We start from the raw sequence: 25,505 nt of genomic DNA, 5'->3' as shown, positions 1-25,505 counted from the left end.
TCCGGCGCGGGCAGGGCCTTGCGGTCCAGCTTGCCGTTGGCGGTGAGCGGCAGGGCATCCAGCCGCACCAGCGCGGAGGGCACCATGTGCTCGGGCAGCCGCTGCTTGAGCCAGGCGCGCAGGGCAGCCGCGTCCATCGACTCGGGAGCGACGACGTAGCCGACGAGGCGCTTGTCACCGGGGGCGTCCTCGCGCACCAGCGCCACGGCCTGGGCGATGTCGGGGTGGGTGAGCAGGGCGGCTTCGACTTCACCCAGCTCCACACGGAAGCCGCGCAGCTTCACCTGGGAATCGGCGCGGCCGACGAAGTCCAGCACGCCGTCACCCGTCCAGCGGACCAGGTCGCCGGTGCGGTAGAGGCGTGCGCCGGGGACGTCGCTGAAGGCGTCGGGGACGAAGCGCTCGGCGGTGAGCGAGGGCTGGCCGATGTAGCCACGAGCCAGTCCGTCTCCGCCGATGAACAACTCCCCGACGACACCCACGGGCACGGGCTGGCCGTGAGCGTCGAGCACGTACAGGCGCGTGCTGCCGATGGGCCGGCCAATGGGCACGGAGGTGCCGACCTGGGTCGGGTCCGTCATGCGGAAGCAGGAGGCGAAGACGGTGGTCTCGGTGGGGCCGTAGGCGTTGGTGAGGGAGATGCCCAGCGCTTCGAGCACGCGGCGCGCGTGCGCGGGGGGCACCACGTCGCCACCAGTGAGGAGCTGCTTCACCGGGCCCAAGGACTGGAGGTGGGACTCCACGACCTGGGTGAAGAGGCCGGCGGTCAGCCAGAGCGTCGTCACCTTCGAATCGAGGAGCACCTGGCCCAGCTCCTCCAGAGAAGGAATCTGGGGAGGCATGACGACGAGGCGGGCGCCATGCAACAGCGCACCCCAGATTTCGAAGGTGGAGGCGTCGAAGGAGATGGGGGCCAGTTGCAGCAGCGTCTCATCGGGGCCGAAGCGGGCGTAGTCGGCGCCGAGGAGGGTGCGAAGCACTCCGCGGTGGGTGGTGCCCACGCCCTTGGGCCTGCCGGTGGAGCCGGAGGTGAAATCCACGTAGGCCAGCGAATCGGGCAGGGCGACGGGTGTCGGCGCATGCGTCGGCTCGGAGGCGAGCGCGGCATCCTCCAACACGACGATGGAGAGCCCGTCGGAAGGCAGCTTGGAGAGGAAGGCCCGCGTGGTGATGAGGGCCCGTGGCGACGTGTCCTCCACCATGCCGGCCAGTCGCTCGCGCGGGTAGGACGGGTCGAGCGGGACGTAGGCGCCGCCGGCCTTGAGGATGGCGACGAGGGAGACGATGAGCTCCAGCGAGCGCTCGACGGCGAGGGCAACGCACGTATCCGCGCCCACACCGAGTCGGCGCAGGTGGTGCGCGAGCTGATTGGAACGCTCGTCGAGCTGGCGGTAGGTGAGGCGCGAGGAGCCGAACTCGACGGCGATGTGGTCCGGGAAGCGGGCGACCACCTGCGAGAAGACCTCGGGCAGCGTGGCCTCACGCGGGTAGTCCGAAGCCCGGGCGCTCCAGTCTCCCAACACCTGCCGGCGTTCCGCCACGGACAGCAGGGAGGCCGAAGAGACGAGCACTTCGGGCCGTGCGGCGAGCGCCTCCACCAGGACCTGGAAGTGGCTCGCCATGCGTAGCGCGGTGGTGTGCTCGAAGAGGTCGGTGTTGTAGCCCAGAGAGCCCTGGTAGCCGTCCGGCGTCTCCGAGAGGGTGAGCTGCAGCTCGAACTTGATGGTGGGGTTGTCGACTTCCAGCGGACGAAGCGCCAACCCCTTGCCCTGGGCCGAGGCCGCGGGCGTGTTCTGCAGGGAGAAGATGACCTGGAAGAGCGGGCTGCGGCTCATGTCACGCGTGGGCTGCAGCTCCTCCACCAGCCGCTCGAAGGGCACGTCCTGGTGGGCGAAGGCACCCAGCGAGGACTCCTTCACCTGACGGAGCAACTGGAGGAAGGACGCGCCGTCCTCCACGTTTGTGCGCAGCACCAGGGTGTTGACGAAGAAGCCGATGAGGCCTTCCAGCTCTCCGCGCTGACGGCCGGCGATGGGCGAGCCGACGGTGATGTCCTGCTGCCTGGAGTAGCGGGAGAGGAGTACCTGGAAGGCGGCGAGCAGGGCCATGAAGGGCGTGGCGCCCTCCTGCTGGCTGAGTGCCTTGAGCTGCTCCGAGGTGGCGGGCGACAGCGAGACGGGCACGTGCGAGCCGTTGAAGGTCTGCACGGGCGGGCGGGGCTTGTCGGTGGGCAGCTCCAGGGCGGACGCTCCAGAGAGCTGCTGCTTCCAATAGTCGAGCTGCTCCTCCAGCACGGCGCCCTGGAGCCACTGGCGCTGCCAGGCGGCGTAGTCGGCGTACTGGATGGGCAGGGGCGGCAGGGGCGAAGGCCGGCCGTGCGAGAAGGCGTCGTAGAGGGCCGCCACTTCCCGCACCAGCACGCCCAGGGACCAGCCGTCCGAGACGATGTGGTGCATGTCGAGGGCGAGCACGTGCTCGGTGGCGCCCAGCTTCAGCAGTTGCGCACGCACCAGCGGGCCGGTGGCGAGGTTGAAGGGCCGGAGCAGCTCGGCGCGCAGCCGTCGTTCCAGCTCGGCGTGGGCGGCTTGCGGCTCCAGGCCGCTGAGGTCCGTCGTCTCCAGGGGCAGGTGGCCCGTGGGTGCGATGAGCTGGAGGGGCTGGCCCTCCTGCTGGGTGAAGGTGGTGCGCAGGGCCTCGTGACGTCGCACCAGCTCATCGAAGCCCCGCTGCAGGGCCGCGATGTCGAGCACACCGTCCATGCGCACGAAGATGGGCATGTTGTAGGAGGCGCTGCCGGGCTCGAGCTGGTCGAGGAACCAGAGGCGCTGCTGTGCGAAGGACACGGGCAGCGCACCCTCGCGAGACCTGGCGACGAGCTCGGGCGCCTGGCGTGATGGCCCCTTGAGCCGACCGGCCTCGATGCGCGTGGCGAGGGCGGCGATGGTGGGCGCCTCGAAGAGGGCGCGCAAGGGCAACTCCACGCCAAAGGTGGCGCGGATGCGGGAAATGACCTGTGTGGCCAGCAGGGAGTGGCCACCCAGCTCGAAGAAGTTGTCGGACGCGCCCACGCGCGAGACGCGCAGGACGTCGGCCCAGAGCGCCGCGAGCGCAATCTCGGTGGGGCTGGAGGGCGCGACGTAGGTCCCGGCTGAGGCCAGTTGTGCCGCATCGGGGACGGGCAGGGCCTTGCGGTCCAGCTTGCCGTTGCGTGTGAGGGGCACGGCGTCCAGGCGCACCAGGGCGGAGGGCACCATGTACTCGGGCAGCCGCTGCTTGAGCGAGGTGCGCAGCGCGGCCAGGTCGAGCGACTCGGGCGCGGCGACGTAGCCGACGAGCCGCCTGTCTCCAGGGACGTCCTCGCGCACCAGGGCCACGGCCTGGGTGACGTCCGGGTGCGCGCGCAGGGCCGTTTCGACTTCACCCAGTTCGATGCGGAAGCCGCGCAGCTTCACCTGGGCGTCGGCGCGGCCGACGAAGTCCAGCACGCCGTCATCGCGCCAGCGGACGAGGTCTCCGGTGCGGTAGAGGCGGGCACCAGGCGCGTCACCGAAGGCGTCGGGGATGAAGCGCTCTGCGGTGAGCGCGGGCTGGCCGAGGTAGCCCCGGGCCACGCCGTCGCCGCCGATGAACAGCTCACCCACGACACCGACGGGGACGGGCTGGCCGTGAGCGTCCAGTACGTACAGCCGGGTGCCGCCGATGGGCCCGCCGATGGGCACGGTGGTACCGACCTGCTCCGGGCGAGTCACCGGATAGGACGTGGCGAAGACGGTGGTCTCGGTGGGGCCGTAGAAGGAGGTGACGGGCAGGCGCAGGACGTCCACGGCGCGGCGCACGTGGGCAGGCGACACGATGTCGCCGCCCGTCATGACGTGCTTCACCGTGCCCGCGGTCAGGCCCGGGGGCGGGTTGTCCACCAATTGGGTGAACAGGCCAATGGTGGCCCACAGCGTGGTGACGCCCGAAGTCTGGATGACGTGGCCCAACTCCTCCAGGGATGCGGCCTGAGGAGGCATGACGACGAGGCGAGCGCCGTGCAGCAGCGCGGCCCAGATTTCGAAGGTGGAAGCGTCGAAGTGGATGGGCGCGAACTGGAGGAGGACCTCGTCGGACGCGAAGCGGGCGTAGTCGGCACCGAGGAGGGTGCGCAGCACGCCGCGGTGGGTGGTGCCCACGCCCTTGGGACGGCCGGTGGAGCCAGAGGTGAAGTCCACATAGGCCAGTGACTCGGGCAGGGCCGCGAGGGACAGCGCCTGCGTCGGCTCGGAGTCGAGTGCGGCGTCCTCCAGCACGACAGTGGAGAGTCCGTCAGCAGGCAGCTTGGAGAGATTGGCGCGGGTGGTGATGAGGGCCTGGGCAGTCGTGTCCTCCACCATGCCGGCCAGCCGCTCGCGCGGGTAGGACGGGTCCAACGGCACGTAGGCGCCGCCGGCCTTGAGGATGGCGACGAGGGAGACGATGAGCTCCAGCGAGCGCTCGACGGCGAGCGCGACGCGGGAGTCGGTACCCACGCCCAGCCGGCGCAGGTGGTGCGCGAGCTGGTTGGAGCGCTCATCGAGCTGGCGGTAGGTGAGGCGCGAGGAGCCGAACTCGACGGCGATGTGGTCCGGGAAGCGGGCCACGACCTGCGAGAAGACCTCGGGCATCGTGGACTCACGCGGATGGTCGGAGCCCTTGGTGCTCCAGTCGCGCAGCACCTGCTGGCGCTCCACCGGAGACAGCATGGAGACGGAGGCGAGCGGCGCCTCGGGCCGTGAGGCGAGCGCCTCCACCAGGACCTGGAAGTGGCCAGCCATGCGCAGGGCGGTGGCGTGTTCGAAGAGGTCGGTGTTGTAGCTCAGAGCGCCCTGGTAGCCGTCCGGAGTCTCCGCGAGGTTGAGCTGCAGCTCGAACTTGGTCGTGGGGTTGTCCACCTCCACCGCGCTCAGTACCAGCCCCCTGCCCTGGGCCGAGGCCGTGGGCGCGTTCTGCAGGGAGAAGATGACCTGGAAGAGCGGGCTGCGGCTCATGTCACGCGTGGGCTGCACTGCCTCCACCAGGCGCTCGAAGGGCACGTCCTGATGGGCGAAGGCGCCCAACGAGGACTCCTTCACCTGCCGCAGCAGGTGGAGGAAGGACGCGCCGTCCTCCACGTGGGAGCGCAGCACCAGTGTGTTGACGAAGAAGCCGATGAGGCCTTCCAGCTCTCCACGCTGACGGCCCGCGATGGGCGAGCCGACGGAGATGTCCTGCTGGCCGGAGTAGCGCGACAGCAACACCTGGAATGAGGCAAGCAGCGCCATGAAGGGCGTGGCGCCTGCTTGCCGGCTGAGCACCTTGAGTGCCTCGGACGCCGAGCGCGACAGGGCCACCGGGAGGTGGGCACCGTTGAACGTCTGGACGGGCGGGCGGGGCTTGTCGGTGGGCAGCTCCAGCGTGGTGAGGCCGGAGAGCTGCTGCTTCCAGTAGCCGAGCTGCGCGTCGAGCACTTCACCCTGGAGCCACTGGCGCTGCCAGACGGCGTAGTCGGCGTACTGGATGGGCAGGGGCGACAGGGGCGAGGGCCGGCCCTGGGCGAAGGCTTCGTAGAGGGCGGCGACTTCACGCACCAGCACGCCCATGGACCAGCCGTCCGAGACGATGTGGTGCATGTTGAGGGCGAGCACGTGTTCAGTGGCGCCCAGCTTCAGCAACTGCGCACGCACCAGGGGGCCGGTGGCGAGGTTGAAGGGCCGGAGCATCTCGGCGCGCAGTTGTCGCTCCAGCTCGGCGTGGGCGGCCTGGGGCTCCAGGGAACTGAGGTCGACGAAGTCCAGCGGCAGGTCGCCGTGAGGGGAGATGAGCTGAAGGGGTTGATTCTCCCGCTGGGTGAAGGTGGTGCGCAGGGCTTCGTGGCGGCTCGCCAGCTCCGCGAGGGCACGGCGCAGGGCGTTCGCGTCGAGCGCCCCCTCCATGCGCACGAAGGTGGGCATGCTGTAGGAGGCGCCACTCGGGTCGAGCTGGTCGATGAACCACAGGCGCTGCTGCGCGAAGGAGAGCGGCAGAGGCTCGGTGCGCGGCACCGGAACGATCGCGGGCGCCGCTCCCGGAGTGGAGCCACTCGCGGAGAGGATTCGCTCCGAGAGGCCCGCGACGGTGGGGGCTTCGAAGAGGATGCGAAGGGGCAGTTCCCTGCCCAGCGCGGAGCGGATGCGGGAGACGAGCTGCGTGGCCAGCAGCGAGTGGCCGCCCAGCTCGAAGAAGTTGCCCGTGACGCTCACCTGGGGCACGCGCAGGACGGCCGCGAACAGCTCGGCCAGTTTCGCCTCGGTGGCGTTGCGCGGGGCGACGTACGCCTCGGTGGACGACATCAGCGCGGAGTCGGGAGCGGGCAGGGCCTTGCGGTCGACCTTGGCGTTGGCCGTGAGGGGCAGGGCATCCAGCCGCACCAGGGCGGAGGGCACCATGTACTCGGGCAGTCGCTGCTTGAGCGAGGCACGCAGCGCGGCCGTATCGAGGGACTCGGGAGCGGCGACGTAGCCGACAAGACGCTTGTCGCCGGGGACGTCCTCACGCACCAGGGCCACGGCCTGGGCCACGTCGGGGAAGGCGAGCAGGGCGGCTTCGACTTCTGCCAGCTCGATGCGGTAGCCGCGCACCTTCACCTGAGCGTCGGCGCGGCCGAGGAACTCCAGCACGCCGTCGTTGCGCCAGCGGGCCATGTCGCCCGTGCGGTAGAGGCGGGCGCCGGGCACGCCGGAGAAGGAGTCGGGGACGAAGTGCTCGGCGGTGAGGGCGGGCTGCTCGACGTAGCCCCGGGCCACGCCGTCGCCACCGATGAACAACTCGCCCACGACGCCGACGGGCACGGGCTGACCGGAGGCATCCAGCAGGTACACCCGTGTATTGCCGATGGGCTTGCCGATGGGCACGGACGTGCCGACGTGCTCCACCGAGGTCATTCGGTGGGTCGACGCGAAGAGCGTGGTTTCCGTCGGGCCGTAGCAAGCCGTCACCGGAATGCGCAGCTCTTCGAGGACACGGCGGACATGAGGCGCGCTGACCACGTCGCCACCGGTGAGCAACTGCCTCACGTTGCGCAGGGCGGGGAAGTTGTGGTCCACCACCTGGGTGAAGAGGCCGGCGGTGAGATGCAGTGTGGTGACGCCGTGCTTCACCAGCACCGACTCCAGCTCCTTCAGGTCGGAAGGCGAGTGGGGCGGGAAGACGACGAGCCGCGCGCCATGGAGCAGCGGAGCCCATAGCTCCAGGGTGGAAGCGTCGAAGGAAACGGGCGCGATGAGGAGGAAGGTCTCATCTGGTCCGAGGTGCGCGTAGTCGACGCCGAAGATGGTGCGCAGCACGGCGGCCTGCGGAGTGCCGACACCCTTGGGCCGGCCGGTGGAGCCAGAGGTGAAGTCGATGTACGCGAGGCTCTGGGGCAGCGCGGTCAGCGGAGGTGCTGACGTCGGCCGACCCGCGAGCGACACGTCTTCCAGCACCACGGTGGACAGGCCCTCCACCGGCAGCTTCGCCAGCAGCTCACGGGAGGTTACGAGGACGCTCGGACGCGCATCCTCCACCATGGCGGCGAGACGCTCGCGCGGATACGAGGGGTCGAGCGGCACGTAGGCGCCACCGGCCTTGAGGATGGCGACGAGGGAGACGATGAGCTCCAGCGAGCGGTCCAGCGCAATCGCCACGCGGGAGTCGGTGGACACGCCCAGCCCACGCAGATGCCAGGCGAGCAGGTTGGCGCGCTCATCGAGTTGACGGTAGGTGAGCTTCGCGTCGCCGAACTCGACGGCGATCTTGTCGGCATGACGGGCGACGACCTGCGAGAAGACCCCCGCCAGGGTGGAGCCGCGCGGGTACTCGGCGGCGGTAGCGTTCCACTCCACCAGCACCTGCCGGCGCTCCATGGAGGACAGCAGGGAGAACGAACCGAGAGACGCCTCGGGCCTCGAGGCGATTGCCTCCACCAGGACCTGGAAGTGGCTCGCCATGCGTAGCGCGGTGGCGTGCTCGAAGAGGTCGGTGTTGTAGCCCAGCGAGCCCTGGTAGCCGTCCGGCGTCTCCGCGAGGTTGAGCTGCAGCTCGAACTTGGAGATGGGGTTGTCCACCTCCACCGTGCTCAGCGACAGGCCCTGTTGCCTCACCGCGGGCATGGGCGCGTTCTGCAGGGCGAAGAGGACCTGGAAGAGCGGGCTGCGGCTCAGGTCGCGGGCGGACTGCACCGCCTCCACCAGCCGCTCGAAGGGCACGTCCTGGTGGGCGTAGGCGCCCAGCGAGGACTCCTTCACCTGGTGCAGCAGGTGGACGAAGGACGCGTCGTCTTCCACCTGCGCGCGCATCACCAGCGTGTTGACGAAGAAGCCGATGAGGCCTTCCAGTTCGCCGCGCTGGCGGCCGGCGATGGGCGAGCCGACGGAAATGTCCTGCTGTCTGGAGTAGCGGGAGAGGAGCACCTGGAAGGCGGCGAGCAACGCCATGAAGGGCGTGGCGCCCTCTTTCTGGCCGAGCGCCTTGAGCTGCTCCGAAGTGGCGAGCGACAGCGAGACGGGCACGTGCGAGCCGTTGAAGGTCTGCACGGGCGGGCGGGGCTTGTCGGTGGGGAGCTCCAGGGTGGAGGCGCCAGAGAGCTGCTGCTTCCAATAGCCGAGTTGCTCCTCCAGCACGGCGCCCTGGAGCCACTGGCGCTGCCAGACGGCGTAGTCGGCGTACTGGATGGGCAGGGGCGGGAGGGGCGAGGGCCGGCCCTGGGCAAAAGCCTCGTAGAGGGCGGTGACTTCACGCACCAGCACGCCCATGGACCAGCCGTCCGAGACGATGTGGTGGAGGTTGAGTGCCAGCACGTGCTCGGTGGCGCTCAGCTTCAGCAACCGTGCGCGCACCAGCGGACCGGTGGAGAGGTCGAAGGGCCGGAGGGCTTCCTCGCGCAGCTGTCGCTCCAGCGCGGCGTGGGCGGCCGGGGCTTCCAGGCCGCTGAGATCCACGAGCTCCAGCGGCAGCTCACCATGAGGGGCGATGAGCTGGAGCGGCTGGTCTCCCTGCTGGGTGAAGGTGGTGCGCAGGGCTTCGTGGCGGCTTGCCAGCTCCGCGAGGGCACGGCGCAGGGCGTCCGCGTCGAGCGCCCCCTCCATGCGCACGAAGGTGGGCATGCTGTAGGAGGCGCTGCCCGGCTCGAGCTGGTCGAGGAACCACAGGCGCTGCTGGGCGAAGGACAGCGGCAGTGGCTCCGTGCGCGGCACCGGGACGATCGCAGGCACCGTCCCCTGGACGGAGGCTCCCTCGGAGCTGATGCGCTCGGCGAGCGCTGCCACGGTGGGCGTCTCGAAGAAGGCGCGCAAGGGCAGCTCCACACCCAGCGCGGAGCGGATGCGGGAGACGAGCTGTGTGGCCAGCAGCGAGTGGCCGCCCAGCTCGAAGAAGTTGCCCGTGACGCTCACCTTCTGCAGGTGCAGGACGGCCGCGAACAGCTCGGCCAGCTTCTCCTCGCTGGCGTTGCGTGGGGCGACATACGTCGCGGCGGACGACATCAGCTCGGAGTCGGGAGCGGGCAGGGCCTTGCGGTCGACCTTGGCGTTGGCCGTGAGGGGCAGGGCATCCAGCCGCACCAGGGCGGAGGGCACCATGTACTCGGGCAGTCGCTGCTTGAGCGAGGCACGCAGCGCGGCCGTATCGAGGGACTCGGGCGCGGCGACGTAGCCGACGAGCCGCTTGTCTCCGGGCACGTCCTCACGCACCAGGGCCACGGCCTGGGCCACATCGGGGAAGGCGAGCAGGGCGGCCTCGACTTCTGCGAGCTCGATGCGGTAGCCGCGCACCTTCACCTGAGCGTCGGCGCGGCCGAGGAACTCCAGCACGCCGTCGTTGCGCCAGCGGGCGAGGTCCCCCGTGCGGTAGAGGCGGGCGCCAGGCACGCCGGAGAAGGAGTCGGGGATGAAGCGCTCGGCGGTGAGGGCGGGCTGCTCGACGTAGCCCCGGGCCACGCCGTCGCCACCGATGAACAGCTCGCCCACGACGCCGACGGGCACGGGCTGACCGGAGGCATCCAGCAGGTACACCTGTGTATTGCCGATGGGACGGCCGATGGGCACGGAGGTGCCCACCCGGGACGCGTCCGTCATGCGATGCGTGGAGGCGAAGAGGGTGCTCTCGGTGGGGCCGTAGCAGGCCGTGACGGGGATGCGCAGCTCTTCGAGGACGCGGCGCACATGCGAGGCGCTGACCACATCGCCACCGGTGAGGAGCTGCTTCACGTTCCTCAGTGCGGCGAGGTTGTGGTCCACCACCTGGGTGAAGAGACCGGCGGTGAGGTGAAGCGTGGTGACGCCGTGCTTCACCAGCACCGACTCCAGCTCCTTCAGGTCGGAAGGCGAGTGGGGCGGGAAGACGACGAGCCGCGCGCCATGGAGCAGCGGAGCCCACAGCTCCAGGGTGGAAGCGTCGAAGGAAACGGGCGCGATGAGGAGGAAGGTCTCATCCGGTCCGAGGTGCGCGTAGTCGACGCCGAAGACGGTGCGAAGCACGGCGGCCTGCGGAGTGCCGACGCCCTTGGGCCGGCCGGTGGAGCCGGAGGTGAAGTCGATGTACGCGAGGCTCTGGGGCAGCGCGGTCAGCGGAGGTGCTGACGTCGGCCGACCCGCGAGCGACACGTCTCCCAGCACCACGGTGGACAGGCCCTCCGTGGGCAGCTTCGCCAGCAGCTCACGCGACGTGACGAGGACGCCGGGACGGGCATCCTCCACCATGGCGGCGAGGCGCTCGCGCGGGTAGCTCGGGTCCAGCGGGACGTAGGCGCCGCCAGCCTTGAGGATGGCAACGAGGGAGACGATGAGCTCCAGCGAGCGGTCCAGCGCAATGCCCACGCGCGAGTCCGCGGACACACCCAGGCCGCGCAGATGCCAGGCGAGCGGGTTGGAGCGCTCATCGAGCTGGCGGTAGGTGAGGCGCGAGTCGCCGAACTCGACGGCGACCTTGTCGGGGAAGCGGGAGACGACCTGCGCGAAGACCTCGGCCAGCGTGGCGCCGCGCGGGTACTCGGTGGCGGTGGCGTTCCACTCCACCAGCACCTGCCGGCGTTCCACCGCGGACAACAGGGAGACCGCCGTGAGCGGCACTTCGGGCCGAGCGACAAGGGCTTCCACCAGCACCTGGAAGTGGCTCGCCATGCGCAGCGCGGTGGTGTGCTCGAACAGGTCGGTGTTGTAGCTCAGCGCACCCTGGTAGCCGTCCACGGACTCCGACAAGGTGAGCTGCAGCTCGAACTTGGAGATGGGGTTGTCCACCTCCACCGCGCTCAGCACCAGTCCCCTACCCTGGGCCGAGGCCGTGGGCGTGTTCTGCAGAGAGAAGATGACCTGGAAGAGCGGGCTGCGGCTCATGTCGCGAGTGGGCTGGAGCTCCTCCACCAGGCGCTCGAACGGCACGTCCTGATGGGCGAAGGCGCCCAGCGAAGACTCCTTCACCTGGCGCAGCAGGTGGACGAAGGAGGCGCCGTCCTCCACGTGAGAGCGCAGCACCAGCGTGTTGACGAAGAAGCCGATGAGGCGCTCCAGCTCACCCCGCTGGCGGCCGGCGATGGGCGAGCCGACGGCGATGTCCGGCTGGCCTGAGTAGCGCGACAGCAGCACCTGGAAGGCGGCAAGCAGCGCCATGAAGGGCGTGGCGCCCTCCTGCCGGCAGAGCGCCTCGAGTGCCTCGGACGTCGAGCGAGACAGGACCACGGGCAGGTGGGCGCCGTTGAACGTCTGGACGGGTGGGCGGGGCTTGTCGGTGGGCAGCTCCAGCGTGGTGAGGCCGGAGAGGCGCTGCTTCCAGAAACCGAGCTGTGCGTCGAGCACTTCGCCCTGGAGCCACTGGCGCTGCCAGACGGCGTAGTCGGCGTACTGGATGGGCAGGGGCGACAGGGGCGAGGGCCGGCCCTGAACGAAGGCTTCGTAGAGGTCGGCGACTTCACGCACCAGCACGCCCATGGACCAGCCGTCCGAGACGATGTGGTGCATGTTGAGGGCGAGCACGTGTTCAGTGGCGCCCAGCTTCAGCAACTGCGCACGCACCAGGGGGCCGGTGGCGAGGTTGAAGGGACGGAGGGCTTCCTCTCGCAGCCGTCGCTCCAGGTCGGCGCGGGCGGCCTGAGGCTCCAGGCCGCTGAGGTCCACGACGTCCAGCGGCAGCTCGCCGTGCGCGGCGATGCGCTGAAGCGGCTGGTCTCGCTGCTGAGTGAAGGTGGTGCGCAGGGCCTCGTGGCGGCTGGCCAGCTCCGAGAGAGCGCTGCGAAGAGCGTCTGCATTGAGCGGCCCCTCCATGCGCACGAAGGCGGGCATGCTGTAGAACGCGCTGCCGGGCTGGAGTTGGTCGAGGAACCAGAGGCGCTGCTGGGCGAAGGACAGCGGCAGCGGTTCGGTGCGCGGCACGGGGACGAGCGCGGGCGCCGTTCCCCGGCTGGAGCCACTCGCTGAAACGATGCGCTCGGCGAGGGCGGCGACGGTGGGCGCCTCGAAGAGGGCACGGATGGGCAGCTCTACTTCGAAGGCCTTGCGGACGCGGGAGATGACCTGGGTGGCCAGAAGGGAGTGGCCGCCGAGGGAGAAGAAGTCGTCGGTGACGCCGACCGCTTGCAGATGAAGAACCTCGGCCCAGATGGAGGCGAGCTGAGTCTCGGTGGGGGTGCGCGGTGCGACGAAGGAGGCGCTGACTTCCGCCTCGGGTGCGGGCAGGGCCTTGCGGTCGACCTTTCCGTGGGTGTTGAGGGGCAGTGCCGCCAGGAAGACAAAGGCGGAAGGCACCATGTACTCGGGCAGCGAGCGGAGCAGCGAGGTGCGCAGCCCGGCCGTGTCGAGAGTGCGGCCCTCGGGCGTGACGAGGTAGGCGACGAGGCGCGGGTTGCCGGGCACGTCCTCGCGAGCAAGCACGACGGCGCGACTGACGGTGGGCTCCTGCTCCAGGGCGGCTTCGATTTCGCCCAATTCAATCCGGAAGCCGCGCAGCTTCACCTGGAAGTCGATGCGGCCCAGGTAGTCGAGCTCGCCATTGGCGAGCCAGCGCACCTTGTCGCCGGTGCGGTAGAGGCGGCCACCGGCCGCTGCGCCGAACGGGTCCGGAACGAACTTCTCGGCGGAGAGCTCGGGCCTGCCGAGGTAGCCACGAGCGACACCCGCGCCGCCGATGAAGAGCTCCCCGGGGACGCCGGTGGGCACCGGCTGCATGCGCTCGTCGAGGACATACACCTGCACGTTGGCGAGCGGGCCGCCCAGGGTGGGCCTGGAGGCGCCGCGAATGGCGCGAGCGGTGGTGTCGACGGTGCACTCGGTGGGGCCGTAGACGTTGAAGCAGTGGATGAAGGGGTGGGCGGATAGCTTTGCCCAGAGGGCTTCGTCCACGGCCTCGCCGCCCACCAGCACGCGCAGCGGCCTGGAAGCCGCGAGGCCCTCTTCCAGCAGCAGGCGCAGGTGGGAGGGTGAGCAGTCGAGGACGTCGAGCTGGTGCTTCTCCACCCACGCCTTGAGCAGCGAGACGTCCTCACGTGCGGCCTGGGGCACGACGCAGAGGGCATGGCCGTCGGCCACCTGGATGAGCTGCTTCACGGAGGCGTCGAAGGCGAGAGGCGCGTTGAGGCTGACGCGCAGCGCGCCTTCGGCTCCGGCATACACAGCCGAGGCCAGTGCGGCGCGCAGGTTCATCACGGAGGAGTGCTGAACCATGACGCCCTTGGGGCGGCCGGTGGAGCCGGAGGTGTAGATGACGTAGGCGAGGTGCTCGGGCGAGGTGACGCGAGGCGGGTTGGCCCCGGACTCGCGCGAGAGCGTCTGCGTGGTGGAAGCGTCGTCCAGAGACATCGCTTCCACGGAAGCGCCTTCGAGCTGCGGCTTCAGGTGGCGCTGGGTGAGGGCGAGCCGTGCGCCGCAGTCCTGGAGCATGAAGGCCAGGCGCTCGCGGGGGTAGGCGGGGTCCATGGGGACGTAGGCACCACCGGCCTTGAGGATGGCGAGGACCGCAACCACCATGTCGACGCCGCGCTCCATGCAGAGGGCGACGCGCACCTCGGGGCCGACACCGCGGGAGCGCAGCCAGCGGGCAAGCTGGTTGGCGCGGCGGTTGACCTGTGAGAAGGACAGCGAAGCGGAGTCATCGAGCACCGCGACGGCGTCAGGCGTACGCGCAGCCTGCATTTCGAAGCGCTCGTGCAGCGCGCCGTCCCAGCTGGCCTCCTGGCGCGTGTCATTCCAGCGCACCAGCACCTGCTGGCGCTCGGACGCGGGCTGCAGGGGCAACTCACCCACGCGCGCATCCGGCGTGGAGACCGCGGCCTCCAGGAGCGTGCTCAGGTGTTCCACCATCCGGGAGATGGTGCTCCGCTCGAACAGGTCCGTGCGGTAGCTCAGCGTTCCGGACAGTCCCTCTCGCGTCTGTCCCAGCGACAGGCTCAGGTCGAACTTCGTTGCTTCGCTCTCACGCTCCAGCCCGACGAAGGACAGTCCCGGCAGCGACACCGCGGCCGTGGGGGCGTTGTTGACCACCAGCATGACCTGGAAGAGGGGCGAGTGGCTGAGGCTCCGCTGCGGCTGCAGCTCCTCCACGAGCTTCTCGAAGGGAACATGCTGGTGCTCGTACGCGGCCAGCGTGGTGGTGCGCACCTGCGCAACCAGCTCGCGGAAGGTGGCCCGAGGCCGCACGCGCGAGCGCAGCACCAGCGTGTTGACGAAGAGGCCGATGAGTCCCTCGGTCTCCTCGCGGGTTCGTCCCGCGTGGGCGAGCCGACGCTGACGTCCTCCTGCCCGGCGTAGCGCGCCAGCAACACCTGCCACACAGCCAGCAGGGCCATGAAGGGCGTCACGCCCTCGCGCTGGCAGAAGGCGGCGAGCGGCGCGTCCAGCGAAGGCGACAACTGGACGGGAAGCAAGGCGCCCCGCTGGGACTGGACGGCGGGGCGAGGCCTGTCGGTGGCCAGCTCCAGCAGCGCGGGCGCACCCGAGAGCTGCTGCTTCCAGTAGTCGACCTGGCTCTGGAGGACCTCGTCCTGCAGCCACGCACGCTGCCACGCGGCGAAGTCCGCGTACTGGATGGGCAGGGCCGCCAGGTGGGGCGGCTGGCCCGAGGCGAAGGCCGCGTAGAAGGAGACCAACTCCCCCACCAGCACGCCGGTGGACCAACCATCCGAGACGATGTGGTGCACCGTCAGCAGCAGCACGTGCTCCCGTGCATCGAGCACCAGCAACGAGGCGCGCAGCAGCGGGCCCGAGGCGAGGTCGAAGGGCTTCATCGCCTCGGCGGACACGAGCCGATGCGCCTCCGACTCACGCTGCTCGGCGGCGACGGAGCGCAGGTCGACGACCTCGAGTCCCAGGTCAGCGGGCGGCGAGATGAACTGGACCGCGCTCCCCGCGTCCTCCCGGAAGGTGGTGCGCAGGGACTCGTGACGGTGCACGAGGGCTTCGAGGCTCCGGCGCAGGGCCTCGGTATCCAGCGCCCCCTGGACGCGCAGTGCGATGGGGATGCTGTACGCGGAGCTGCCGGGCTCGAGCTGGTCGATGAACCACAGTCGCTGCTGGGCGAAGGACAGCGGCAGCGGCCCCGTGCGCGGCACGGGCACGAGCGGAGGAGGAGGTGGCAGCTCCGCCAGCCCGCGCGCGAGCAGGGCGCGGTAGACCTCGCGGGCGCGCTGGTACAGCTCACGCCAGGTGAGTGTCTGGCCGTCATGCTCCGCGGCCACTGTGTCGGGCGTCAGGCGGGCCTGCTCCTGGACGAGCCGGTGCAGGCTGGCGTCCGCGGCCGTGCCCGCGTCTGGCGCCTTCCAGGCGTGGAACAGCAGGTGCCGCTCGTCTTCGGTGAGGAAGGACACGCGAGAGAGCGGGCGGTCCGGATTCGCCAGCGCGCCTTCCAGCAGCGCGCGCAGGTGCCCCACCATCCGCGCTGCGGTGGTCGCGTTGAACAGGTCGGTGCTGTACTCGAGCTGCCCCCTGAGTCCGTCGCCCCGGTCGGTGAGGGCCAGGGTGAGGTCGAACTTCGCGGTGCGGTGCTCGGCCATGAGGGGACTGAGTTTCATCCCCGCGCCCATCATCTCCGGCATGGGCGCGTTCTGGAACGCGAGCATGACCTGGAAGAGCGGAGTGCGTCCTGCCTCGCGCTCGGGGCGCAGCGCTTCGACGAGCTTCTCGAAGGGCACGTCCTGGTGGGCATAGGCGCCGAGCGTCATGTCCCGCACGCGGCCGAGCAGCACGCGGAAGCTGGGGTCTCCATCCAGCTTCGTGCGAAGCACCAGCGTGTTGACGAAGAAGCCGATGAGGCCCTCGAGCTCCGCGTGCGTGCGGCCGGCGATGGGCATGCCGATGGTGACATCGTCCTGGCCGGAGTAGCGGGCCAGCAGCGCCTGGAAGGTGGCGAGCACCACCATGGACGGTGTGGCCCCTTCCTGGCGGCACAGTGCTTCGAGCGCCTCCGACAGCTCGCGCGGGAAGTGGAACGGGTGTCCGGCGCCGCGAGTCGACTGTGTCGTGGGACGCGGCTTGTCGGTGGGTAGTGCGAGGGCTCGGGGCGCGCCTTGGAGTTGCTCGCGCCACCAGCCGAGCTGGGCCTCCAGCGCTTCGTCGCGCAGCCAGTCGCGCTGCCACAGGGCGAAGTCGGCGTACTGCACCGGCAGCGGCTCCAGGCGCGCGGGGCGGCCCTCGGCGTGGGCCGTGTAGAGCGTGGCGAGCTCCTGGACGAGCACGCCCATGGACCAGCCGTCCGCGATGACGTGGTGGAGGGTGAGCAGCAGCACGTGCTGCTCCGCCGACAGGCGCACCAGGAGGACGCGCCAGAGCGGGCCCGTCTCCAGGTTGAAGGGCTGGCCGGCCTCGTGCTCCAAGGCGTGCCGCAGCGAGGCCTCGCGCTCGTCCTCGGGCAGGGCCCCCAGGTCCACCCATCCCGCGGGCAGCACGGCCCCATCGTCGATGACCTGCACGGGCTGGTGCTCGTGCTCGTGGAAGGTGGTGCGCAGGGACTCGTGGCGCTGGAGCAGCTCACGCAGGCTGGTGGCGAGCGCGGGCACGTCGAGCGCACCCTCCAGGCGCACGGCGAAGGGGAGGTTGTAGGCGGCGCTCTCGGGGTCGAGCTTCGCGAAGAACCACAGGCGCTGCTGCGCGAAGGAGAGCGGCAGGGGGCCACCGTCCTTGCGAGGACGGAGCAGGGGCTGGGAGGTGGAGGTCCGCGTGCCCGCCTGCGCCTCGATGCGTTCCGCCAGGGCCGCGATGGTGGGGGCGGCGAAGAAGTCGCGGAACGAGAACTCCACGCCGAAGTGCTGGCGGATGCGTGAGAGCACCTGCGTGGCCGTCAGTGAGTGACCGCCCAGCTCGAAGAAGTCATCCTCGGCGCCGACCGTGTCGAGATGGAGGACGCGGGCCCAGAGCGCCGCCAATTCGCGCTCGCAGTCGGTGCGGGGCGCGCGGGTGGTGACGCGGTCCTGGAAGGCCGAGGGAGCCGGGAGCGCCTTGCGGTCCACCTTGCCGTTGGCGGTGAGAGGTAGTGCGTCCAGGCGTCCCAGGACGGAGGGCACCATGTACTCGGGGAGCCGCTCCTTGAGGGCCGAGCGCAGTGCGTGCATGTCCAGCGAAGGGGTCGCGACGACGTAGCCGACGAGGCGCTTGTCGCCGGGGGAGTCCTCGCGCGCTACCACGACGGCCTCGCGCACGTCGGGGAAGGCGAGCAGGGCCGCTTCCACTTCGGCCAACTCGATGCGGTAGCCGCGCACCTTCACCTGGGCGTCGGCGCGGCCGAGGAACTCCAGCACGCCGTCCTGCCGCCAACGGGCCAAATCTCCGGTGCGGTAGAGGCGTGAGCCGGGGACGGAGGAGAAGGGGTTGGGGACGAAGCGCTCGGCGGTGAGGGAGGGCTGGCCCACGTAGCCGCGGGCGAGGCCGTCGCCGCCGATGAACAGCTCGCCAATGGCGCCCGGGGCCACGGGGTGGCCGGAGGCGTCGAGAACGTACACCTGGGTGTTGCCGATGGGCCGGCCGATGGGGACGGAGGAGCCCACGTGGGCGACGTCCGTCATGCGGTGGCAGGAGGTGAAGAGGGTGCCCTCGGTGGGGCCGTAGCAGGCCGTCACCGGAATGAACATTCCTTCCAGCACGCGGCGGACATGGGGGGCGCTGACGACGTCGCCGCCGGTGAGGAGCTGCTTCACGTTGCGCAGGGCGGAGAGGTTGCTGTCCACCACCTGGGTGAAGAGGCCGGCGGTGAGGTGAAGGGTGGTGACGGCGTGCTTTTGCAGCACCTGCTCCAGCTCGAAGACGTCCGAGGGGGAGTGGGGCGGGAAGAGGGCCAGCCGTGCGCCATGAAGCAGCGGACCCCAGAGCTCCAGGGTGGAGGCGTCGAAGGAGATGGGGGCGAGGAGGAGGAAGGTTTCGTCCGGCCCGAGGTGGGCGTAGTCGTTGCCGAAGACGGTGCGCAGCACGGCGGACTGGAGGGTGCCGACGCCCTTGGGCCTGCCGGTGGAGCCGGAGGTGAAGTCGATGTAGGCGAGGCTGTCGGGCAGGGCCGTGGAGGGCGGCGCGTGGGAGGGGAGGCCGGAGAGCGCCACGTCCTCCAGCACCACCGTTGCGAGGCCCTGGGCGGGCAGCTTCGGCAGCAGCGCGCGCGTGGTGACGAGCACGCTCGGGGCGGAGTCCTCCAGCATGGCGGCAAGGCGCTCACGCGGGTACGACGAGTCCAGCGGCACGTACGCACCACCGGCCTTGAGGATGGCGACCAGCGCCACCACCAGCTCCAGCGAGCGGTCCACGGCGAGGGCCACGCGGGAGTCGGTGGAAACGCCCAGGCCGCGAAGGTGCCAGGCGAGTGGGTTGGCCCGCTCATCGAGCTGCCGGTAGGTGAGCTTCGAGTCGCCGAACTCGACGGCGACCTTGTCGCCGTACCGCTCCACGACTCGCGTGAAGACCTCGGGCAGGGTGGAGCCGCGGGGGTACTCGGTGGCGGTGTCGTTCCACTCCACCAGCACCCGCTGGCGCTCCTCGGCGGAGAGCACGGCCTGCGTCTCGGGAGGAGGCCGCGCCTTCTCCCGTGCGGCGACTTCCTCCAGGGGGAGGATCGGCAGTGACAGTGCGAGGGCCTCGCGCTGCCGGGGCGCCGCGGGTGTACTGCCTCCCGCGACGGCGGCATCAATCAGTCGCGCCACTCCTTCGAGGGTGGGGGCCACGAACAGGTCGCGCAGGGGCAACTCCACGCCGAAGGCAGCGCGGATGCGACTGATGGCCTGGGTGGCCAGCAGGGAGTGGCCGCCGAGGTCGAAGAAGTTGTCGGTAGCGCCCGCGCGCTCGAGGCCGAGGAGCTGGCACCACTGCTCCGCGAGGCGCTGCTCGGTGGGCGTACGGGGAGCGACATGGTCCTTCGCGTCGCTCGCGAAGTCCGGGGCGGGCAGGGCCTTGCGGTCCACCTTGCCGTTGGACGTGAGCGGCAGCGCCGGCAGCACCACCACGGCGGAGGGCACCATGTACTCCGGCAGGGCCTCCTTGAGGGCCGCGCGCAGCGTGGCCCCTTCAACCTGGACGCCCTCGTGTGCGACCACGTAGCCCACGAGGCGTTTGCCACCGGGGCCGTCCTCGCGCACCACCACCACGGTCTCGCGTACGGCGGGCAGCTTCGCCAGCGCGGACTCCACCTCGCCCAGCTCGATGCGGAAGCCGCGCACCTTGACCTGGGCGTCGGCGCGGCCGAGGTAGTCCAGCTCGCCATTGGCCAGCCAGCGCACCACGTCGCCGGTGCGGTAGAGCCGGGCGCCGGGCACTCCGGAGAACGGGTCCGGCAGGAAACGCTCGGCCGTGAGGGCCGGCCGGCCCGCGTAGCCTCGCGCCACGCCGACGCCACCCACGTAAAGCTCGCCCTTCACGCCCACGGGCACCGGCTCGCCGCGCGCGTCCAGCACGTACGTGAGCATGTTGCCCATGGGGCGGCCGATGGTGGGCGCGCTCCCGTCCGGCTTGCAGATGGCCAGCGTGGCCACCACCGTCGTCTCCGTGGGGCCGTAGCCGTTGTGGAACGTGCGGCCCGGTGCCCAGCGGCCCACCACCTCGGCGGAGACGGCCTCACCGCCGGAGATGACGGTGCGCAGGGCGGGGTAGCCTTCGGCGGGCGTGGCCGCCAGCGTGGCCGGGGTGACGCTGATGACGGTGAGTGCCTCGTCGCGCATCAGCTTCTGCAGCGGCGCGCCCGGCATCAGCTTCTCCATGGGCGCCAGCACCAGCGCGCCTCCGGAGCACAGGGTGGTGAAGATTTCCTCCACCGACAGGTCGAAGGAGAGGCTGGCGAACTGCAACACGCGGCTGCCCGGGCCAATCTCGTAGACGCCCTTCTCCTGGGTGACGAGGTTGGCCACGCTGCGGTGCTCCACGGCGGTGCCCTTGGGCGTGCCGGTGCTGCCGGAGGTGTAGAGCAGGTAGGCCAGGTGATACGGCGCCACGCCCGTCACCGGTGCCTCGGTGCTCTCGCGCGACAGCGACTCCCTCCCGGTGTCCAGGCACAGCGCGCGCGCGTGGAACGACGCGGGGAAGCGCTCCAGCAGCGGAGCCTGCGTCACCAGCATCACCGCGCCGCTGTCCTCCAGCATGAAGGCTAGGCGCTCACGGGGCAGGAGCGGATCCACGGGCACCCAGGCGCCGCCGGCCTTGAGGATGCCGAAGAGGCCCACGACGATGTCCAGCGAGCGCTCCACACTGAGCGCGACGCGCACCTCGGGCCCGACGCCCTGGCGGCGCAGGGCGTGGGCGAGCTGGTTGGCCTTCGCATCGAGCTGAGCGTAGGTGAGGTGCTGTCCCTCGAAGGAGGCGGCGAGCGCGTCGGGCGCGCGGCGCACCTGGTCCTCGAAGAGCGAGTGCAGGCACACGTCCGGGAAGGGCGCGGGGTTGGCGCTCCAGTCCCCGAGGATGCGCTGACGCTCCTCGCTGGAGAGCATGGACAGCGAGGACAGGCGGCGGCCTGCATCGGCCACCATGGCCTCCACCAGCGTGTGCAGGTGGCGCACCATGCGCTCCGTCGTGGAGGCGTCGAAGAGGTCGGCGCGATATTCCAGGTCGCCGACGAAGCCCTCGTTCGTGCGCGTCAGCGTCAGCGTCAGGTCGAACTTGGCGGTGTAGTCCTCCAGCGGGAGGCTGCGCATCGTCAGTCCGGGGAGCGACAGGTCCGAACGAGGCGTGTTCTGGAGGATGAACATCACCCGGAACGGCGGCGCCTGGTGCAAATCACGCATGGGCCGCAGCTGCTCGAAGGGCAGGTTCTGGTGCGCATACGCGCCCAGGGCCATGTCGCGCACGCGGCCGAGCAGCTCGCGCACGGTAGGGTCGCCGTCCAGGCGGGTGCGCATCACCAGGGTGTTGAGGAAGAAGCCGACGAGCCCCTCCAGCTCGGCCTGGTTGCGGCCGGCCACCGGCGTGCCGACGGAGATGTCGTCCTGCCCCGAGTAGCGCGACAGCAGCACCTGGAAGGCGGAGAGCAGGAGCATGAAGGGCGTGACACCTTCACGGTTGCAGAACGTCTCCACCGCGCGGGCCAGCGCGTGCGGCAGCACCAGGGGCGCCCGGATGCCCGGGGGCTTGGGGTCGGAGTTGCGTGGCCTGTCGGTGGGCAGCTCCAAATCCTGCGGCGCGCCGTCGAGCTGGCTCCGCCACCAGGTGAGCTGCTGCTCCAGTTCCGCCCCGTCCAGCCACTTCCGCTGCCACGCCGCGTAGTCCGCGTACTGCAACGGCAGCTCGGGCAGGGGGGAGGGTCGTCCGGCGATGAAGGCCGGGTAGAGCGCACTCAGCTCCCGCACCAGGACGCTCGCGGACCAGCCGTCGGAGATGATGTGGTGCATCGTCAGCAGCAGCAGGTGCTCGCGCTCGTCCACCTTCAGCAGTGAGGCGCGCAGCAGCGGGCCGGTGTGCAGGTCGAACGGGCACTGGGACTCGGCGGAGGCGCGGCGCCGCGTCTCCTCCTTCCGCTGCTCGGGCGGGAGGTCGCTGAGGTCGATGAGGGGCAGCACCAGCGGGGCGGGCGGGTGGACGACCTGCACGGGGCCGTCGGTCTCGCCCCGGAAGGTGGTGCGCAGGGCTTCGTGGCGGTGAACCTGGGCTTCCAGGCTGCGGCGCAGGGCCTCCACGTCCAGCGTGCCGGACAGCTCCAGCATGACGGGGATGTTGAAGGCGGTGCTGTCGGGCTCGAGCTGGTACAGGAACCACACGCGCTGCTGCGAGTACGAGAGAGGCAGCTTCTGCTCGCGGGACACGCGCACGAGGGGCGGGGCCGCGGCGACCGCTCCCGCCCGGGTAGCGATGTCGACTCGCCCGGCGAGGGCTTCCACCGTGGGGGCCTGGAACAGCTCACGCAGTGCCAGGCTCACGCGGAACGCGGCGTTCAGCCGGGAGACGACCTGCGTGGCCAGCAGCGAGTGTCCCCCCATCTCGAAGAAGTTGTCGGTGGCGCCCACGCGCGGCACGCCCAGCACCTCGGAGAAGACTGCCGCGACCCGCTCCTCCAGCGGCGTCCTCGGAGCCACATACTCCCGGCGCTGCAGGTCCGTTGCGTCCGGCGCGGGCAGGGCCTTGCGGTTCACCTTGCCGTTGGGCGTCAGCGGCAGGGCCTTCAGGACGACGAAGGCCGAGGGCACCATGAACTCGGGCAGCCGCTCGGTGAGGAAGGCGCGCAGCTCCGGCGGTGGGCCCTCCTGCTCCGCTGAAGAGACGACGTAGGCCACGAGGCGCGAACCGGAAGGGCCGTCCGTGCGCACCACGGCCACTGCGTCCTCGACGGACGGGTGGGCGCGCAGGGCGGACTCGACTTCGCCCAGCTCGATGCGGAAGCCACGCAGCTTCACCTGGAAGTCGATGCGGCCCAGGTAGTCCAGCTCGCCGTTGGCCAGCCACCGCACCTTGTCGCCGGTGCGGTAGAGGCGCTCCCCGGGCACGCCGCTGAAGGCGTCCGGGATGAAGCGCTCGGCGGTGAGCTCCGGACGGCCGAGGTAGCCGCGGGCCAGACCCACGCCGCCGATGAACAGCTCCCCGGGCACGCCGGTGGGCACCGGGCGCAGGTGCGCGTCGAGGATGTAGAGGCGAAAGTTGGCCAGGGGCTCGCCGATGGAGGGTTTCTGGCCGTCGGGCGCGCAGGTGGCCATGGAGGCGCACACGGTGGCCTCGGTGGGGCCATAGGCGTTGACGAAACGGCGCCCCGGGGCCCACTTCGACACCAGCTCCGCAGAGCACGCCTCGCCCGCGGAGACGATGGTGTGCAGGCACTCCAGGCCCTCGGGCTCCAGGATGGCGAGCGCGGTGGGCGGCAGCGTGGCGACGTTGATTCGACGGGTGCGCAGCATCTCCGCCAGCGCGGGGCCGGGCATCCGCTCCTCGCTCGACGGGAGGTACAGCGTGCCGCCGACGAGGAGGGTGTCGAAGACCTCGGCGATGGCGGCGTCGAAGCTGGGGGAGGCGAACTGGAGGACGCGGGTGCCGGGCCCGATGTCCATGGTGCGCGCCTCGGCCAGCGCGAGGTTGGGCATGCCCCGGTGCGCCACCGCCACGCCCTTGGGACGCCCGGTGCTGCCGGACGTGTAGATGACGTAGGCGAGGTTCTCGGCCAACACGCCAGAAGAAGCGGGCGGCGTGCGGGGCTGCCGCGCGAGCAGTGCCGCGTCCGCGTCCATGAGCACGAATTGCTCGCCGCGCGAGGGCAGCTTGTCCGCCAGGGGCTTCAGGGTGATGACCACCCGGGCGGCCGAGTCTTCGAGCATGTAGCCCAGCCGGTCCGCCGGATAGCCGGGGTCCAGGGGGACGAAGGCGCCGCCAGCCTTGAGCACGCCGAGCATGGCGACGACGAGCTCCACGGAGCGCTCCAGGTGGATACCGACCAGCGTCTCAGGGCCGATGTCCAGCGAGCGCAGGTGCCAGGCGAGCTGGTTGGCGCGCGCGTCCAGCTCGCCAAACGTGAGCGACGTGTCGCCGTAGAGGAGGGCGGTGGCCTCGGGAGTGCTTCGGGTCTGGGCCTCGATGCACGCGTGGACGGTGACGCCGTCCGGGAAGGGCATGCGCTTGCCGTTCCACTCCACCAGCACGCGCTGGCGCTCGGCGTCGTCCATCAGCGGCAGCTCGGACAGGCGCGCTTCCGGGTGCGCGACGATGCCCTCCAGCAGCGTCTGGAAGTGCCCTATCAGCCGCCGCACCGTGGACTCCACGAAGAGGTCCGTGCGGTACAGCATGACGAGGCGCAGGCCCTGCGACAGCTCGGCGGCGAAGAACGACAGGTCCGCCTGACTGGTGCCGCTGTCCACCGGCTGCGCCTCCAGCCGCATGCCGGGCACCTGTAGTGGAGGCAGGGGCGCGTTCTGCAGCGTGAAGCTGACCTGGTAGAGCGGCGCGGTGCTCAGGCTGCGCTCCGGCTGGAGTGCCTCCACCAGCTTCTCGAAGGGCATGTCCTGGTGCGCGAAGGCGCCCAGCGACGTCTCATGCACCCGCGTCATCAGCTCCAGGAAGGTCGGGTCGCCGGACAGGTCCGCGCGCAGGGCGAGCGTGTTGACGAACAGTCCGATGAGGTCTTCGAGCTCGGAGCGGTTGCGGCCCGCCACCGGGGTGCCGACGACGACGTCGTCCTGTCCGCTGTAGCGCGACAGCAACACCTGGAACGCGGCGAGCAACAGCGGGAAGAGGGTGCGGCCCTCGCGCCGGGCCAGGTCCTTGAGGGACTGGAGCAGCGCGGGGGGCAGCATCACCGTCAGGCGTGCGCCGCGCGTGCTGGCGATGGAGGGGCGCGGCTTGTCGGTGGGCAGCTCCAGCACGGCGTTGGGGTCGAGCTGCTTGCGCCAGTACGCGAGCTGCGCATCCAGCGTTTCACCCTTGAGCCAGTCACGCTGCCAGGTGGCGAACTCGGCGTACTGCATGCGCAGCGGGGGCAGCGGGGAAGGCTGACCCGCGGCGAGCGCGGGGTAGAGCGCGCTCAGCTCCTTCACCAGCACGCCCAGGGACCAGCCGTCGGAGACGATGTGGTGCACGTCGACGAGCAGCAGGTGCTCGCTGGGGCCCCAGCGGTAGAGCACCGTGCGCAGCAGCGGGCCCTTCTCCACGTCGAAGGGCTGTTGCGCCTGGAGGTGCAGGCGGTGCCAGGCCTCGGCCTCGCGCTCCGGGGCCGTGACGTCCGTCACGTCCACGACGGGCAGGGCGACGTCGACGGAGGCGGCGATGTGCTGGGCCACGCGCCCGTCCTGCTCCACGAAGGTGGTGCGCAGGGCCTCGTGGCGCTGCACCAGCTCCTGGAGTGCGCGGCGGAGGGCGTCGACGTTCAGCTCGCCGGACAGGCGCACGGCGATGGGGACGTTGAAGGCGGCGCTGCCCGGGTTGAGCCGCTCCTGGAACCACATCCGCTCTTGCGCGAAGGACACCGGCGCACGACGAGACTGACGGCTCTTCTCGCGCAGCAGCTCCGCGAGCCGCGCGCGCTTCTGATCTGGGGTCAGCGCCATAGGGCTATGCGTATTCCAGGGAGTCGCGCATGCCGGCGTCGGGGCGTCTGCTCCACTGCAAGCGACACCAGCCAATCCGGCTTGAACGCGA

1 pseudogene is annotated in these 25,505 nt (G+C 70.5%); it reads right to left on the bottom strand.

The window, feature by feature from the left end:
* Positions 1 to 23 precede the first annotated feature (23 nt).
* A pseudogene (locus tag OV427_RS50720) lies at positions 24 to 25,414 on the bottom strand (amino acid adenylation domain-containing protein); the annotation flags it as partial.
* Positions 25,415 to 25,505: the final 91 nt, after the last annotated feature.

This window comes from Pyxidicoccus sp. MSG2 (assembly GCF_026626705.1).
Lineage (GTDB): Bacteria > Myxococcota > Myxococcia > Myxococcales > Myxococcaceae > Myxococcus.
Note: the sequence above shows the minus strand (reverse complement) of the source record. Positions and strands in the feature narration are given on the sequence as shown.